The organism is Ectothiorhodospiraceae bacterium BW-2, from assembly GCA_008375315.1.
Classification (GTDB): Bacteria; Pseudomonadota; Gammaproteobacteria; order Thiohalomonadales; family Thiohalomonadaceae; genus BW-2.
This window is the reverse complement of record CP032507.1, coordinates 2,005,598-2,020,337: the sequence shown is the minus strand read 5'-3', so window position 1 is coordinate 2,020,337 and position 14,740 is coordinate 2,005,598. Positions and strand designations below refer to the sequence as shown.

The following is a 14,740-nucleotide window of genomic DNA, read 5'->3' as shown; positions in this document are numbered from 1 at the left end:
GCCATGCAACGGCGAACGCTATTAAAAACCCTCGCCACACTCCCTCTCTGGCCTACGCCGGCCAGTCAGGCAGCCGCGCCGGCAGCACCAAAGCTCTATAGCTGCGTTAACCACGCTAACCACCCCTATCTGTCGGCAGTGACCGAGCGGGGCGAGCCGCTATTTCAACAGCCACTGCCCGGACGGGGGCATGCGGTGCTGCTCCATCCTTACCAGCCTTTAGTCGCGGTAGTCGCCCGACGGCCACAGTCGTGGTTAGCGCTGTTTGAGAGCCACAGCGGCACCCCGCTAGCCACAATTCAAGCGCCTAAAGGGTACCACTTCTATGGCCATGGGCTATTTACCGCCACAGGCGAGCTACTCCTCACGGCAAATGAGTTTGACCATCCCGAAGGGCGGGGGGTCATTATCCGCTACGATAACCAGCTCAACCCCCTTAGCGAGTGGCCAAGCGGCGGTATCGGCCCCCATGAGCTGAAACCACTCCCCGATAGCACCACCCTTGCGGTGGCAAACGGCGGTATTCAGACCCACCCCGACTATGGCCGCACCAAGCTCAATTTGGCCACTATGCGCCCTAATGTCGCCCTTATTGACCTTAGCGATGGCCGATTACTGCACCGCTTTGAGCCGCCTGAACATTGGCACCAGTTAAGTATGCGCCACCTCGATGTCACCGGCGATACGATAGTGGTAGCGATGCAGTACCAAGGAGCCGCGAATCAGAACCCGCCCCTCTTAGGCGTGATCGAGACACTACAGCAGCGAATCGATTTTTTGAGTGCCCCAGCTAAGATAGAGCCGCAGCTACGAAACTACATCGGCTCCATTCGCTGTAGCCACGATGGCCAACTCATCGCCCTCTCCGCCCCCAGAGGCAATCGCATCGTGCTCTGGTCACTCGCTGAACGGCGCTATCTCACCTCACTTACCGTTAATGATGGCTGTGGCATCACCGCCATCGATAGCCGCGACTTTCTCTTTAGCAGCGGCGATGGCGAACTACTCTATTACCAGAGTCAACCGCAACAGCTCACCCCCCTCATAAGCGCCGCAGAGTCTCAGCGGCGCTGGGATAACCACCTCACCCTGTCAGGAGTTTAACCCTCATGATTCCCCCCTTCACACTACCGCTACTACTACTACTCTCCTCTACCACGACCACGACCACGCTAGCCACAGAGAGAGAGCCGCTGCAACTATGGGAGCTAGGACAGCTACTCTACTTCGACACCAATCTCTCGTTCAACCGCACTCAATCGTGCGCCACCTGCCACGCACCGGCCAACGGTCTCGCCGATGGGCGTGACAATGCCGGTTGGAAGGGGGCCGCCTCACTCGGCGATGATGGTCGCTCACTCGGTGATCGCTCAGCGCCTACCGCTAGCTACGCCCGCTTTGCCCCCATGTTTCATCAACGGAGTGACGGCAGCTATGTCGGCGGCCAGTTTTGGGATGGACGGGCGGCCGATCTGACCGAACAGGCCGAAGGTCCCCCCTTAAATCCGATTGAGATGGGCCTACCCAATAAAGCGACCGCGATAGCACGGCTGCAAGAGAACCCCCACTATATCACCGCCTTTAAAGCCCACTTTGGCGACGAGATATTTAACGATATCGATTTAGCCTACCACGCCATGGCGACAGCCATTGCCGATTTTGAGCAGCAGAGCCCCCTCTTCGCTCCCTTTGACTCTAAATACGATCGCTACCTGCGTGGTGAGTACCAGCTAACACCAGAGGAGGATCTAGGCATGACCCTCTTCTTCTCCCAGCAGTTTACCAACTGTAACCTCTGCCACCAGCTCCAACCCCGCCCGGGAGCAGCGCAAGAGCTCTTCACTAACTACGAATACCACAATATCGGCGTGCCCGAAAACCGACCACTGCGTCTAGCTAACGGCGTGACCACGCTTGATCAGGGTCTTCTCAACCATCCGCTTATCGACGATCCGGCTCAAGCGGGAAAATTTAAAGTCCCTACGCTGCGCAATGTCGCCGTCACCGCCCCCTACATGCACAACGGCATCTTTAAAGAGCTACGCACTGTGGTGCTGTTTTACAATAAATATAATAGCCGCAGCCCTGAGCGGCAGCTTAACCCCGAAACCGGCCAGCCGTGGCAGGCACCAGAGATAGAGGCCAACCTCGCCCTCACCGAACTAGAGCATGGGCCGGCACTCAAGGATAGAGAGATCGATGCTCTAGTCGCCTTTATGCGACTATTGACCGATAGCCTCTATGAGACCGACAGTGGTCAACAGTAATAAACGAGCGACACAGTATCTACTTGCCTATGCGGGGATCAAACAGCCACCGCCATGCCACTATCAGTGCCACCACGGTCACCACCGTGGCCATCTGATAGATCATCATCGCCCCGTAACCGCTCCATAATAGACCGGCATAGTAGCTACCGACCGCCCCACCCGCCCCATAACTTAAGCTACTAAAGAGCGCCTGTCCCCGCCCCTGTAGCTTACCGGTAAAGTGGTGGTGAAATAGCGCTATCATCACCGCATGAAAGAGACCGAAACTAGCCGCGTGTAACATCTGCGCTAACAAAATCACCGCTAATGAGTCGGCCAGCCAAGCGGTTAGCTGCCAGCGCACGATAGTTAGCAGCAGCGAAGTTAATAACAGCGTCCGTAACCCGAAGCGGCCAATCAGCCGATGCATCACCCAAAAGATCACCACCTCCATCACCACACCTAATGACCAGAGCTGACCGATAAAGCCACGGCTCAACCCATGCTGCTCCATATAGAGGGTAAAGAAGGCGTAGTAGGGGGCGTGGCCAACCTGCATCAGAAAACCGACCCCAATAAGAGACATCACCTCCGGTCGGGAGAGCACCTGCCAGATCGGCGGCGAGTCGCTATCGCTTATCGGACGACACTCTCGTACTAGCAGACTGCTAATAAAGATACCGCTATAGATCCCCACCAGCAGCCACAGTAGCAGCTCAATGCCCGCCCACTCCAGCAACGGCCCAAAGGTCGAGGCGGCCAGAATAAAGCCGACCGAGCCCCAGAGTCGAATGCGGCTATAGAGATGGTGATCGTGATGCAGATAGTTCAGCGTCACCACCTCAAACTGCGGGTGGGTCGCGTGCCAAAAGAAGCTAAACAGCAGCATCACCCCCGCCACCCCCCAAAAACTCTCCACCCAAAAGATACCGCTAAAGGTCAGCAGCGACAGCAACGAACCGAGCTGCACCACCCGAATCCGCTCGCCAGTATGGTCGGCAATCCAGCCCCAAATATTAGGGGAGACAATTTTAGTGCCCATTAACAGCGCCATTAACTGGCCAATTTCGACGATAGTAAACTCAAGCGACTGTAGATAGAGCCCCCAGTAGGGGACTAGCGTCCCCAAACAGCCAAAATAGAAGAAGTAGAAGGCCGATAGTCGCCAGTAGGGTAGTTTAGCTGCCATATTAAATCTATGAATGTCTGGCCAGTCGTCGAATCAAGCTCCACCCCACCCCGACCAGTACCCACATCGGTACCATGGCGCTTAGCAGCGGCGGTAGCTGATAGACCAGCCCCAAATTTTGCGACACGGCATTAATAAGATAGAACGCCACCCCTAACAGCACCCCCTGCACCACCCGTAGGCCGGTAGAGGCGCTGCGAACCGACCCCATCACAAACGGCACCGCTAGCAGAATCATCATTAGCGATGAGAGCGGCGCGAACACTCGGCTCCAGAAGGAGAGCTCATAGGGCAGCGCCTCTAACTGATGCTGTCGCTGGTAGGCGATATAGTCGATAAGCTCCAACAGCGGCATGTGTTCCGGACGCACCGCCACCAGCCCCATCATCTGCGGTGTTAGCGACGATGGCCATAGCCACTGTGGGTGGTACCGTCGTTGTAGCGAAAAATCGGCGCCAAACTCGATCTGCTCGACCTGCTGCAGACGCCAGCTCTGCCCGGTAAAGAGCCCCCGCTGCGCCCGAATATAGCGACTGAGCTGCTGCTGCGAATTAAACTCAAAAATGTCAATACCATAAATCGACCCATCCGCCAGCAGCCGTTTGACATTAACAAACGCCTGCTGCTGCCGAAACCAGTACCCCTGCGCTTGGGTGTGGTGCAGAGTCTGCCCTAACTCGACCGACCGCGCCTGTCGCGCTAGCTGCTCCCAGCGCGGTGCCCCGAGCTCCCCCACCAACGCGACCGCCACCAGCAGCAGCAGAGTACTCTTAATTAGCGCCAACATTAGCTGGCTCAAGGTAAAACCGCCAGCACGCATCGCCGTCAACTCACTACTCGCTGCCAGCGTCCCTAGCGCCAGCAGCGTTCCTACCAGCATCACGACCGGAAAGAGCTGATAGAGCTGTGCCGGCAACACCATTAGCGTAAACCGCACCGCTGAGGCGAGGGTATAGTGGTGTTGGCCAATCACCTCAACCTCATCCAAAAAGTTGATCAGCCCAATTAGCGCCACCACCACCCCCAACACTAATGTCGTATGGTTTAACACCTGGCGGCCAATATAGCGTTCTAGTTGATTAAAACCGACCACGCACGCTACTCCACGACCCGAGGCAGCCGCTGCAATTGCCACAGCCCTATAAGTGCCAAGGCGGCAAATAGCAGATGGATGAGCCAAAATAGTTCAGCGCCCCCGCCCTCTTTTTCGATCAGAGAGCGGGCGGTCAACAGCGCGTTATAATAGACAAAGTAGAGCAGCAGTCCGTAAAAAAAGCGTCCAAAGCGCCCCTGCCTCGGTTCGGAGCGCCCCAGTGGAATCGCCAACAGCACCAGCACTAACGCCATCACCCCTCCCGACAGACGCCAATACAACTCCATTACCGAGACGATATCCGCCTGCTGAAGTAGCTGCAGCGTCGGTATCGCATTATCCCGTCGCGTCGAGCTAACCACCGGTCGGTGTGGTAACCGCAGCCAATACTCGCTAAAGGTCACCCTCTGCCAAGCTAATGAGGCCTCACTGCCGCGATAGATCTCCCCTTGGCTAAAGTTCAGCGCCATCGAGTTATCCACTCTATCGCGCTGCTGCTCGACCCGCTCGGCAGTTAATATCTCCACCCCCCCCTCAGGTTGGCGACTAAATAGCATCACCTTCGCCAGCGCCTCGCCCTGTGCCGGCTCCAGCGCCTCGGTCACATAGAGGGTCTGTTCACTACCTAGCGACTGAAAGCGCCCCGCCACCACCCCATCGACCCCCGTTTCGGCCCGAGCCTGATCGAGTAGCTGAAAGCGCTGCTCATCGGCCCACGGGGCGAACCACAACTCAATCAACCACAGCAGCAGTGCGACCAATAGCGCCAATCCCATGCCACTTCGCAGCAACAGACCATAGCCGCCGCCACAGGCAAACAGGGCGTAGAGCTCATAGTCGGCCGAGAGTCGCCCTAGCGCTAACAACACCGCCAAAAAGAGCGCCAACGGCAGAATCACCGCCAACGGGCCGATCAGCTTTAGAGCAAACAGCGCCAGCAGCAGCTCGGCGGGATACTCCCCCCCGGCCGCCCCAGTCAACACCTTCACCAGCGTGGCCGATAGCAGAATGAGCAGCATCACCGCGGTCACCGCCACCGTGGTCAGCAACAGCTCTTTGAACAGATAGCGTCCAGCAATCATCCCTTAAATATCCGTTTGCAAAACGGCTATGGTATCATCGTTACTGTTTATCACCCACTACCGCGAGGAGAGAGATGCAGATTTCCACTATTACCGGCCCCTTAGAGAGCCTCACCACCGACTGTCTAGTTATCACCCTCCCCTGCCACAACAAGCTATCGGCGGAGGCTGCCGCTATCGACAAGGCGATGGAGGGGCAGCTTAGCGACTATATCCGTACCGGTGAGTTGGCCGCCAAGTTAGGCTCAACCCTGCTGCTACACCACCCGAAAGGGTTAAAAGCCAAACGGCTACTCATCGTCAGTGGTGGCGATCTGCGGACTCTTACCGCCGCTAGCTATATCGATATTGTCACCGCTGCCGCCACAGCCCTCAAGGCGCTACCGTTAAAACAGATCACCTCCACGCTCCACCAGAGTCCAATCGAGCAGCGCAGCGCCAAATGGGCCGCCCAAACCGAAGTGCAGCTACTGCTAAACAGCCACTACCAATTTACCCGCTGCAAAAGTGACCCTGATCACCCCCCCAAAATAGCCGATAGCTATCAGCTCCACCTCCCCAAGCCCAAACAGCAGCCCGTGATACAACGACGGATTGAGCGGGGTAAGGCGATTGCCGCCGGCATGGCTCTCACCCGAGAGCTCGCCGATCTGCCGGGAAATATCTGTACCCCAACCTATCTAGCCGAACAGGCCCAGAGGCTAGCCGAGAGCTACTCCCCCATAACCTGCACCATTCTCGATGAGGCCAAGATGGAGGAGCTCGGCATGGGGGCGCTGCTCTCGGTCTCTCGCGGTTCACGCCAACCGGCCAAACTGATTGTGATGGAGTATCGCGGCGGTGAATCAGAAGAGGCACCAGTGGTGCTAGTCGGTAAGGGGGTGACCTTCGATGCCGGCGGGATATCGCTCAAGCCGGGTGCCAATATGGATGAGATGAAGTACGATATGTGTGGTGGCGCCACGGTCTTTGGCGTTATGAAAGCCGTTGCCGAGATGGGGCTAGCCCTCAATCTGGTCGGTGTCGTGCCGAGCTGCGAAAATCTACCCGATGGTCAGGCCAATAAACCGGGCGATATCGTCACCTCCCTCTCGGGGCAGACCATCGAAATATTGAATACCGACGCTGAAGGGCGATTAATCCTCTGTGATGCGCTCAGCTACAGTGAACGGTTCAAACCGGCGGCGATTATCGATATCGCCACCCTCACCGGTGCCTGCATTGTCGCCCTCGGCAGCCACGCCTCCGCTCTCATGGGGAATGATGAGCGCTTGATTGAAGAGCTGCGACAGGCGGGCGATAAGGCGCATGATCGCCTCTGGCCACTGCCGCTGTGGGAGGAGTACGATAAGCAGCTCAAAAGCCCCTTTGCCGATATGGCCAATATCGGCGGCCCGAAAGCGGGCACCATTACCGCCGGCTGCTTTTTAGCCCGCTTCACCAAAAAGATGCGCTGGGCACACCTCGATATCGCCGGTACCTCCTGGCTAAGTGGCGATAACAAAGGGGCGACCGGTCGGCCAGTACCGCTGCTAGTCAACTATCTACTACAGCGGTGATAGTCGGGACTCCCCCCATGACTCAGGTCAACTTCTATATCCAGCAGCGGCTGTCTCAGCAGCTACTGGCGTGTAAAATTGTGGCCAAGGGGTGGCAGCAGGGGAGTCTGCTCTATCTCCACACCGAGGATAGCCTCGCCGCCGCAAAAATCGATGATCTGCTCTGGTGCTTTGACGATGTCAGTTTCCTCCCCCACCAACGCCTCAATGAACGAAGTGACGCCGAGGGGATTAGAATCTATATCGGCTACGGAGATCAGCTACTGCAGCGACCGCAGCTTATCGACAATAACACCCCCTCGGCGATGGTCAATTTGGCCGATACCCCAACCCCGCCGGCCTGCTTCAGCCGCTTCGATAAAGTGGCCGAGGTAGTCCCTTTAGATGAGAACGGCAAACAGCTAGCAAGAGCACGGTATCGCTACTATCAGGAGCGAGGCTATCCGATGCAAACCCATAACCTGTGAAGAGATCGCGATGGACAAACAGACTGCCCGCAACCAAATTTTGACCGACTTGAGCGATGTGCTCGGTATGCTTAACGACCCACTACCGGCGTTAAAACCGGAAGCGATTGCACCAGCGCCAGACAGCCCCCCCAAACCGCCCTTGAAAGCAGCGACAAAACGGGAGAGGCGTGACCAACAGCCCCCAACGCCAGCGACTACGGCGACAACAACAGAGCCCTCGCTCCCGACACTTACCGAAACGCTCATTCAGGCCGCCCCTCAGCCCGACGATCCGGCCAAAGGGCTCATCGAAGCGAATAGTCGGCTCGATAGAGAGGAGATCGAAGCGCTGGTCGAACTGCTCATTGAGCGGCGCACGACGCAGCTACAACGGCAGCTACAGCAGATTATTATGGACGAGCTAAAGCAGATTATCCCCCATCTACAGCAGCAGAGCGGTGCCTAAACCAAAGGCTGCTAGCTAGCGCCTTTATAACCAACAGTTATCGGCCGATAACGAACCGCTATGGCCACGCACCCCAAGATGGTTCAAACTAAAACTGCCGCAACCATCGCCACTCTGTCCCCCTTTAGGCGTTGCCGTCAGGGTATAGCTATTATCGGCCGTCGTGGTAATCGTCAGATCGTAGAACTTGGTCGCGCCACTCTTAGGTGCCTCGGTAAAAGGGAGCACAGGCGCACTCCCGTCACTCTGACGATAGCGGTGGTTCTCGGTATAGTAGCGCTCCATAAACTGCGCTAACTCCATTAAACTCGCGACCGCATCGGCACGCCGTGCCTGTTGAATATAACCCACATAAGAGGGGTAGGCGATAGAGGCCAAAATAGCGACAATCGCCACCGCAATCATCAGCTCCATGAGCGAAAAACCGCTCTGAACTCTCCGACTCTCAACCATCACACCACGCCCCTTTCATTAAAAAACCCACCTATCGCAACTGCTGCCAAGATTGACGGCCGGTAAGCGTTGCATCTGAGGGGCGGGTAAATTCACAGTTGCCCTCGCCATCACAGATAAGCTCATAGTCATCACTCAGCGGATCGGCCACCCGAATAGTAATCGGCAGCTCTCCCCCACCAAAATCGATAGAAGAGGGGGCTATCTTCTCAGGCTCACCATCGACAATCAACTCAATCGTATCGTTATCATCAAACTTCTGATCTTCATTGAGATCAAATACCGGTGCCTCGGCTCTGCCGCCGGTTAATAGATTAACATCGATCAGAAAGCCGCGCTGACCGGTACCGCAGGGATCGCTATCGGGAACTAATGAGGTAAAGCGAACCCGTCGCTCCTCTCTGCCTAAGGTACGCGGCCCGTTAATCACCCGCTCCCCCAGATCGGCAACGCCACCCATATCGAGATACCACCCCTTATGTATCGCTGGATTAAAAGCGAGATCGGAGAGTATGCGTAAAATTCGTTCACTACCATCGACAGCGGTTACCGTAGTGCGGTGGAGAATCGACTGCTGTAGCAGTTGATCCCGCGCTAACTCACTCTCTTGACTAAAGTCGATATGGTCTAAAATACCGTAAATCGATTGGGTCTGGTGGTCACTACCATCGCTCGCTCTAAAGTAGCTGCCGCTGCCAAAGGCGATTACCGCCTCATCACTATTCACTTGGGCACCATAGGGGGCGGAGGTGATCGGCTGCGGGCTGCCCCCGCTATCGGTGGCGGTAAAGAGGATTTTACGCCGACTCGACTGCGTCCAGTGGCTGGTGTTGGTTGAAGAGAGATCGAAACTCCATAAGCGGCCAAAGAGATCACCGGCATAGACGCGGGCAGCGCGAAGATTATTGACCGCCCAGTCGGTCACAAACGGGGTCGCTAAGCCGTTATTAAGCTGATTATCAGTCCCAATGCGCTTAATTAAGTTACCGCTGGCAAGATCGATCACAAACAGCGACGCCTTACCGCTATCGCTATTGTAACCGTTGCCAACGATAGCCGCCCAAGTACCGCTACTGGTTCGCACCACCGCCGGTGCGCCGGAGTTATAGCCGAGTTCGGCGTGGCTAAACTCCCACATCACATCATTAGCGGAGAAGTTGGCCGGATCGGTCACATCGAGTGCAAACAGCGTCCGCCCGCCCGCTCCCATGCCACCGACCAGAATCGTTTTAGCGCTCCCACCGAGGCTAACATCGACCACCGTTAGCGTGCCATCCATAAAATAGCTGTGGGCGTAGTTAGGATCGGTTAGTCGGCTTAGGGGGGCGTGGTTGCGTCCTGCTTCCGGCAGTAGCAGCGGAGTGGGAATATAGCCAAACAGCTCCTCACCGCTACTAGCATCAAAAGCGTGTACCATGCCATCATTGGCTCCGACATAGAGGATATCGTGTCGATACTGCGGATCGGAGTGGACAATATCGCCCAGCAGCCGTAGCTGACCCGAATCGCTACGGCTGCGAAGTGAGCCGTGCTCGACCCCGCGCAACCACGCAACCCGGGCGGCGCCTAAGCCATCGTTACTGTTGTCACTATGGTGGTTAAGCACCTGCTGCTGCGCAGCCGTCAGTTGATCAAACTGCAAAGAAACCGCCGCCCCGCCACCGATACCGGCCACAAGGTTACGAAAATGAGCCCCCTTAAGGCGTAGCTGCTCCTCAGCATCCCAGCAGCCGTCATCACACGACTCACTACTTAACGACCCGTTAGCATAGATGCGCCGCGCCTTAAGCGTCCCCGACCAGTCGCCGCTACGAAAACCGGCGGTATAGAGCAGGGTATCGCTCTGCAATACAGCAGAGCTAGCCGCAGCAGAGGTCGCCCCCGAATCGAGCCGGGCGGCAATTTCGTTCAAAATCTCCCGAAAGCGCTCCCCCAGCTCCTGCGGCACCTCGGCATCGACCATCATGCCGCGACTATTGATTGTCGCATGCCAGAGATCATCGACATGAACCGGATTACGGGTCGAGAAGTGGGTCGGCCAGTTCGGCGGATTAGCGAACGGATCGGCGGTAGCGAGCAGATCGACCTTAAAGATCGTGCCCACGGTTCCCATCGTTAGCGCAAACAGATTGACATGGAGATTGCTATTACAGTCGAGCGCCGGATCGGGATCGGCGCCGCTACAGGCCGACGGCGTCGGCACCCGACCGGTCGGCAGATCGGGGCGGGGGTTATCGAGATAGAGTGCCGCGCCGATATCGGCTAGGGTATTTGACTGGCTATCGGCAAAGGGGGAGCCCATCGCACCATCTCGATTGCCCACGCCAGAACCGGTCCAGACATTGGCGTAACCATCGGTAAAGAGCAGGCCGAAGTTCATTTGACACTGCTGCTGAATCGGCGCATTGGCATCGGTACGGCTAAACTGTGCCCGCATCGCATTGACCGCTTCACGGTTTGGTGTCCCGCCTTTACCGATAAAGTTACGATAAATTTGGTAGAAGAAGGCCTCCCGCTCCGCTCCGATAGCCAGATCCCGAATCAATAGATCAGAGGCCGGATTGGGGCGGCTATTGATAGTATAAGCGCCGACCCGAAAACCATCGATATCGGCAAAAGCGGCACCAATCGCCCCCCGCGCCGCCGCGTGGCGTTTACGGTAGTAGGTAAACCAGTTGGCAAAATTCTGTATCGCCCGCTGATAGTGGTCGGCAGAGATAAAGTTCTCAGCTCGAATCTCATAACGAATCATCGCCGCGCCATCGGGAGTTGCCCCATCCCGTAGCGCCTCAGCGCCGATGACCCCCTCGACCACGCTGCGCTCGGGCAGATAGCCAAAATCGGCCGGCAGCGATTGATCTTCAGTCAGATAGAAGGTGGCCGGGTAGTAGGAGACCGCCAGTTGCCGATCACCCGGCTCAATGCCGCCCATAGCGGTAACACTCTTCCAATTGCCGTCACTCCAGTCACGATAGCGAACTCCAAACGGTAGTCTCATCGTCGGGTAGAAGCGAAAACGGTGGTTGCTCTCATTGCTCTCGATATTGACCGTCAGATTAAGCGTCTCGCTCCCACGGGTCGGATCGGTCTTAGCGGCCGTCGGATCGGAATCACCAAAGGTATAGCCCCCCAAGCTTGGCCACGGTGTATAGAGACTAAAGGGGTTAAAGTAGGAGTTATTATATTGGTGCGAGCGCACATAGCCATACGCCCCTATCGGCGGCACCGCAAAGTGGTCGTTACTGCTATCCCCATACGCCCGACGACCACTGGTCAATCCGGTACCATTAGGAAAGAGGTAGATAAACTTCTTCCAGGTCGAGCTGGCGCTGCCAGCACGGTTAAAGTTCACCCCGCCGCCGGCCACCCAATTATCGTTCATATCCCGCCCGCTAAAGGAGTCATCCCCCGTATGCCACCAAGCGGCACCATCGTTAGAGCGCAATAAAATTTCGGCATCCATTGAGCCCGAATTATCGACCGCTAAAATCAGCGCCGGCACTACCGGCGGATTCACATTGAGCGGGGCGGAGGATAGCTCCACCGCGCCCAATAGCGGCTGGCTCAGGGTGAGTAGTAGCCCGACTAAAATAGAGAGTGTTAACCGTATCATCGCGAATCGCGCCTCCAGACGCAGAGCCAAACTGAACCTCAAGGATTTGGGCAGCTCACCCAGCCCCCCATCGGAGGATCGTAAGTGGAACGCAAAATTACCACACTAGTCGCTGTACCGCCGCTTGCCCGGGCGGTCACCGGATAGAGTCGCTGGCAGAGTAGCTGCGCCTGATTCAGATCCATACTTTCGGGGGAGCGGACAAATTGCGGCGGCCCAAGGTGGAACTGCGGATCGGCGAAGAGCCCCGCCTCAGGGTTAAGGGCGACACTCCCCATCGCACCACTACCATCCCACGCCGCAGGGGTCGCGAGTGGCAAATTACCCTCCGCCGTGGCACGATTCGTCGCCGAGCTATCGAGCCACGCCTCCCCCCCTCGCAGCGCCGACTCCGCCGCTTGAAAAGCCATGTGACTATCGCGCAGATGGCCCGCCATCCGCTCTTGCAGCAGACTACTCTGCATTGCCGCCACCCCAAGCAGGGTCATGACAAACAGAAACAGCAGCGCGGTGATCATCACCACCCCCGCCTCTCGATGCAAGCTCATCATCTCTACCTCCCCGCCCCTAGGGCAAACGGTTACGCAGCGCCACCGTGGTGGTTACCACTTGGTAGAGCCGTCTGTCGGGTGCCGTCCAGGTCGCCCCATTATAGAAGAGGCTCATCGGCGCATCGGCCACCCCAGCCTCAATCGAGCCGAGCAAGAGCGAGAGTCGTAGCGCCAACACCCGATCCCAGTTAGTCACCGCATCGGCGGTCTGATAGCTGTCGATACGACCATTGGCAATCAGTGAACTATCGACACCATAACTCACCTGTAGATCAAACACCCCCTCTATCAGCTCATCGGCGCTACCATTTTGATTAAGCCGATAGAGTGTCGGGGTCGCTGCCGCGCCACTTCCAGCGGCAATAAAGTAGCTACGGGAGAAGGTACGAAAGATCTCGGCACCGGTAAAGTCACGCCCTAACGCTTTAGTCCAGTTCCCCGGTGAACCGGCACCGGTATTGTGGGGGATCTGCCCTGAAGTGCCCGGATGACCGGCTGAGACCTGAAAAATCGCCCCCTGATCACAAGTTGCAACTAACAGAGTCTCACCGCTGACAATATTGCTACCGGCGGTAATCAGCAGCGAGGCCGAGCCCGGGGGGGAGCCGCCCGGATGGGCGGTCACCACCACACCGGTCGCTTCACTGCCGCGAAAGGTGACAATATCGTGCCCTAGTAGCGGGTTATGACCACTAATAGCCGTTGGCAGCGCCGGCACCCAAGCGCTGCTATTGGCCTCATAACCGAGCAGGGTATTGTTAAAGTCAAACAGATACCCCGGATCTGCCGGCGGGGCGGGGTTGAGGGTATTGCGTAGCTGCCCCGACATCAATACCCCACTACCACGAGGACTCTCCGGCACCAGATCAGACTGACACCCTAAAAAGTCGCTACTACGAAGCTCGCGGTTGAGAATGAAGGTGGCAAACCGGGCCGACTCCTGTAGATGAGCCAACGCCTCCTGCGAGCGGTAGATCTGTTTACTGCTGACAAAGAGCTGTCCGAGCCCCCCCAACAGAAACAGGCCGGCCACCAAGGCCACCATCACCTCGACCAGCGTCATCCCCTTCGCGTTCTGTCCTGTTGTCATAGCTGCATATCTAGATCAAACTGCTGTAGCGACTCGCGACCGCGCGAGTCGTCCCACTGAATGGTTACCGTCACTTGACTACCACTGCGCTCCACCGCGCCATCCCCTAGCGGGAGGGTCGCCGCTAGTGCCATCTTCCACTCCAGCAGATCAACTTCAGCGACACTGCCGCCAGTTGGCACCACCCCTAGCGCAATATCGTACTGACCATTGAGCGCCTGCTGCCGATTCGCGCGCATTCGGTCGATAATGTCATAACTGAAATAGCTCGCCTGGGAGCGGAGCGAGGCGCTATGGTTAGCACGCAGACTCTCCGCCTGTAGCGAGGCGAGCCCCAACAGTCCAGTGGCCAAAATCAGCGCAGTAATAAGTACCTCAATGAGACCAAAACCGGCTTGCTGTCGTATCATGTGCCACACGCCTCCTCATCTACAGTAACTCGTCCCATCGGATGAAGAGTGATGCGGCGCTGCTGCTCCCCCTCACAAGGGGTAAACGAGAGCACCAGCTCAATCGGGCTAGCGTGGGCGGCCGCGCCGAGTGGCAGATAGCTAACCGCTGTCGTGGTAGCGCTAATGGTCGCCTCGCCCGTCGGGGTCTGCCAGAGTCGCAAAATCTCCTCCGAGCCGTTATGGGTGCCGTTGCCATCCTCATCGACAAACACCATCCAGCCATCGTTCCAGCTACCGCCGCAGCTACTGCCGTTACTGCTGCTACAGACAGCGCTACTCTGCCCCCGCACCACCGCCTCACTCCTAGCGAGGCTAAAGGCGGAGCTCAAAGAGCTCGCCACTGAAGTAGCACGGTTATCGGCAATGAGCGACACCATACTAGGGGTGGCAACAGTGGTCAAAATCATCAAGACCACCACCGTCACCATCAGCTCAACTAAAGTAAATCCACCCACTGCGACACGCATTACTGCTACCTGCTGTTAACTGCTCAC

14 protein-coding genes are annotated in these 14,740 nt (G+C 57.1%); 5 read left to right on the top strand and 9 right to left on the bottom strand.

The window, feature by feature from the left end; translation table 11 throughout:
* The first annotated feature begins 3 nt into the window (after positions 1–3).
* Positions 4–1,104, top strand: coding sequence for a DUF1513 domain-containing protein (locus tag D5085_09560; protein QEP43346.1), 1,101 nt, complete (start codon positions 4–6; stop codon positions 1,102–1,104).
* 5 nt (positions 1,105–1,109) lie between these two features.
* On the top strand, positions 1,110–2,267 hold the full coding sequence (locus D5085_09555; protein ID QEP43345.1) for a methylamine utilization protein MauG: 1,158 nt from the start codon (positions 1,110–1,112) through the stop codon (positions 2,265–2,267).
* A gap of 19 nt (positions 2,268–2,286) precedes the next feature.
* Here the strand turns inward: D5085_09555 and D5085_09550 are convergent, their stop codons facing one another.
* The 3 genes from D5085_09550 to lptF are packed head-to-tail and all read right to left on the bottom strand — an operon-like array spanning position 2,287 to position 5,613.
* Positions 2,287–3,438: an MFS transporter gene (locus D5085_09550; protein ID QEP43344.1), complete on the bottom strand. Its 1,152-nt coding sequence runs from the start codon at positions 3,436–3,438 to the stop codon at positions 2,287–2,289.
* A gap of 7 nt (positions 3,439–3,445) precedes the next feature.
* On the bottom strand, positions 3,446–4,621 hold the full coding sequence (gene lptG / locus D5085_09545; GenBank protein QEP43343.1) for an LPS export ABC transporter permease LptG: 1,176 nt from the start codon (positions 4,619–4,621) through the stop codon (positions 3,446–3,448).
* Positions 4,537–5,613, bottom strand: coding sequence for an LPS export ABC transporter permease LptF (gene lptF / locus D5085_09540; GenBank protein QEP43342.1), 1,077 nt, complete (start codon positions 5,611–5,613; stop codon positions 4,537–4,539). Before lptF ends, lptG begins: the two co-directional genes overlap by 85 nt.
* Before the next feature lie 74 nt (positions 5,614–5,687).
* Between lptF and D5085_09535 the strand changes: the two genes are divergently transcribed.
* Genes D5085_09535 through D5085_09525 form a run of 3 tightly spaced genes read left to right on the top strand, consistent with a single transcriptional unit; the run spans position 5,688 to position 8,087 of the window.
* A complete protein-coding gene (locus tag D5085_09535) occupies positions 5,688–7,172 on the top strand; it encodes a leucyl aminopeptidase (GenBank protein QEP43341.1) in 1,485 nt (494 codons plus the stop codon).
* 17 nt (positions 7,173–7,189) lie between these two features.
* Positions 7,190–7,639 (top strand): DNA polymerase III subunit chi, encoded by a 450-nt coding sequence (locus D5085_09530; GenBank protein ID QEP43340.1) that lies wholly within the window; start codon positions 7,190–7,192, stop codon positions 7,637–7,639.
* Positions 7,640–7,649: 10 nt separating this feature from the next.
* Entirely contained in the window at positions 7,650–8,087 is a 438-nt protein-coding gene (locus tag D5085_09525; protein ID QEP43339.1) for a hypothetical protein, read from the top strand.
* 24 nt (positions 8,088–8,111) lie between these two features.
* Here D5085_09525 and D5085_09520 read toward each other — a convergent pair whose 3' ends face one another.
* Genes D5085_09520 through D5085_09495 form a run of 6 tightly spaced genes read right to left on the bottom strand, consistent with a single transcriptional unit; the run spans position 8,112 to position 14,713 of the window.
* Complete coding sequence (locus tag D5085_09520) at positions 8,112–8,540, bottom strand: type IV pilin protein (GenBank protein ID QEP43338.1); 429 nt, start codon at positions 8,538–8,540, stop codon at positions 8,112–8,114.
* 31 nt (positions 8,541–8,571) lie between these two features.
* On the bottom strand, positions 8,572–12,153 hold the full coding sequence (locus D5085_09515; protein QEP43337.1) for a hypothetical protein: 3,582 nt from the start codon (positions 12,151–12,153) through the stop codon (positions 8,572–8,574).
* 38 nt (positions 12,154–12,191) lie between these two features.
* Entirely contained in the window at positions 12,192–12,704 is a 513-nt protein-coding gene (locus D5085_09510) for a hypothetical protein (protein QEP43336.1), read from the bottom strand.
* A gap of 16 nt (positions 12,705–12,720) precedes the next feature.
* Positions 12,721–13,794, bottom strand: a complete 1,074-nt coding sequence (locus D5085_09505; GenBank protein QEP45119.1) for a pilus assembly protein PilW — start codon at positions 13,792–13,794, stop codon at positions 12,721–12,723.
* The gene (gene pilV, locus D5085_09500; GenBank protein QEP43335.1) at positions 13,791–14,204 is read right to left on the bottom strand and encodes a type IV pilus modification protein PilV; all 414 of its coding nucleotides are present in this window, start codon (positions 14,202–14,204) and stop codon (positions 13,791–13,793) included. The genes D5085_09505 and pilV overlap by 4 nt, the downstream gene beginning before the upstream one ends.
* Positions 14,201–14,713: a pre-pilin like leader sequence gene (locus D5085_09495; protein QEP45118.1), complete on the bottom strand. Its 513-nt coding sequence runs from the start codon at positions 14,711–14,713 to the stop codon at positions 14,201–14,203. The genes pilV and D5085_09495 overlap by 4 nt, the downstream gene beginning before the upstream one ends.
* Positions 14,714–14,740 lie beyond the last annotated feature (27 nt).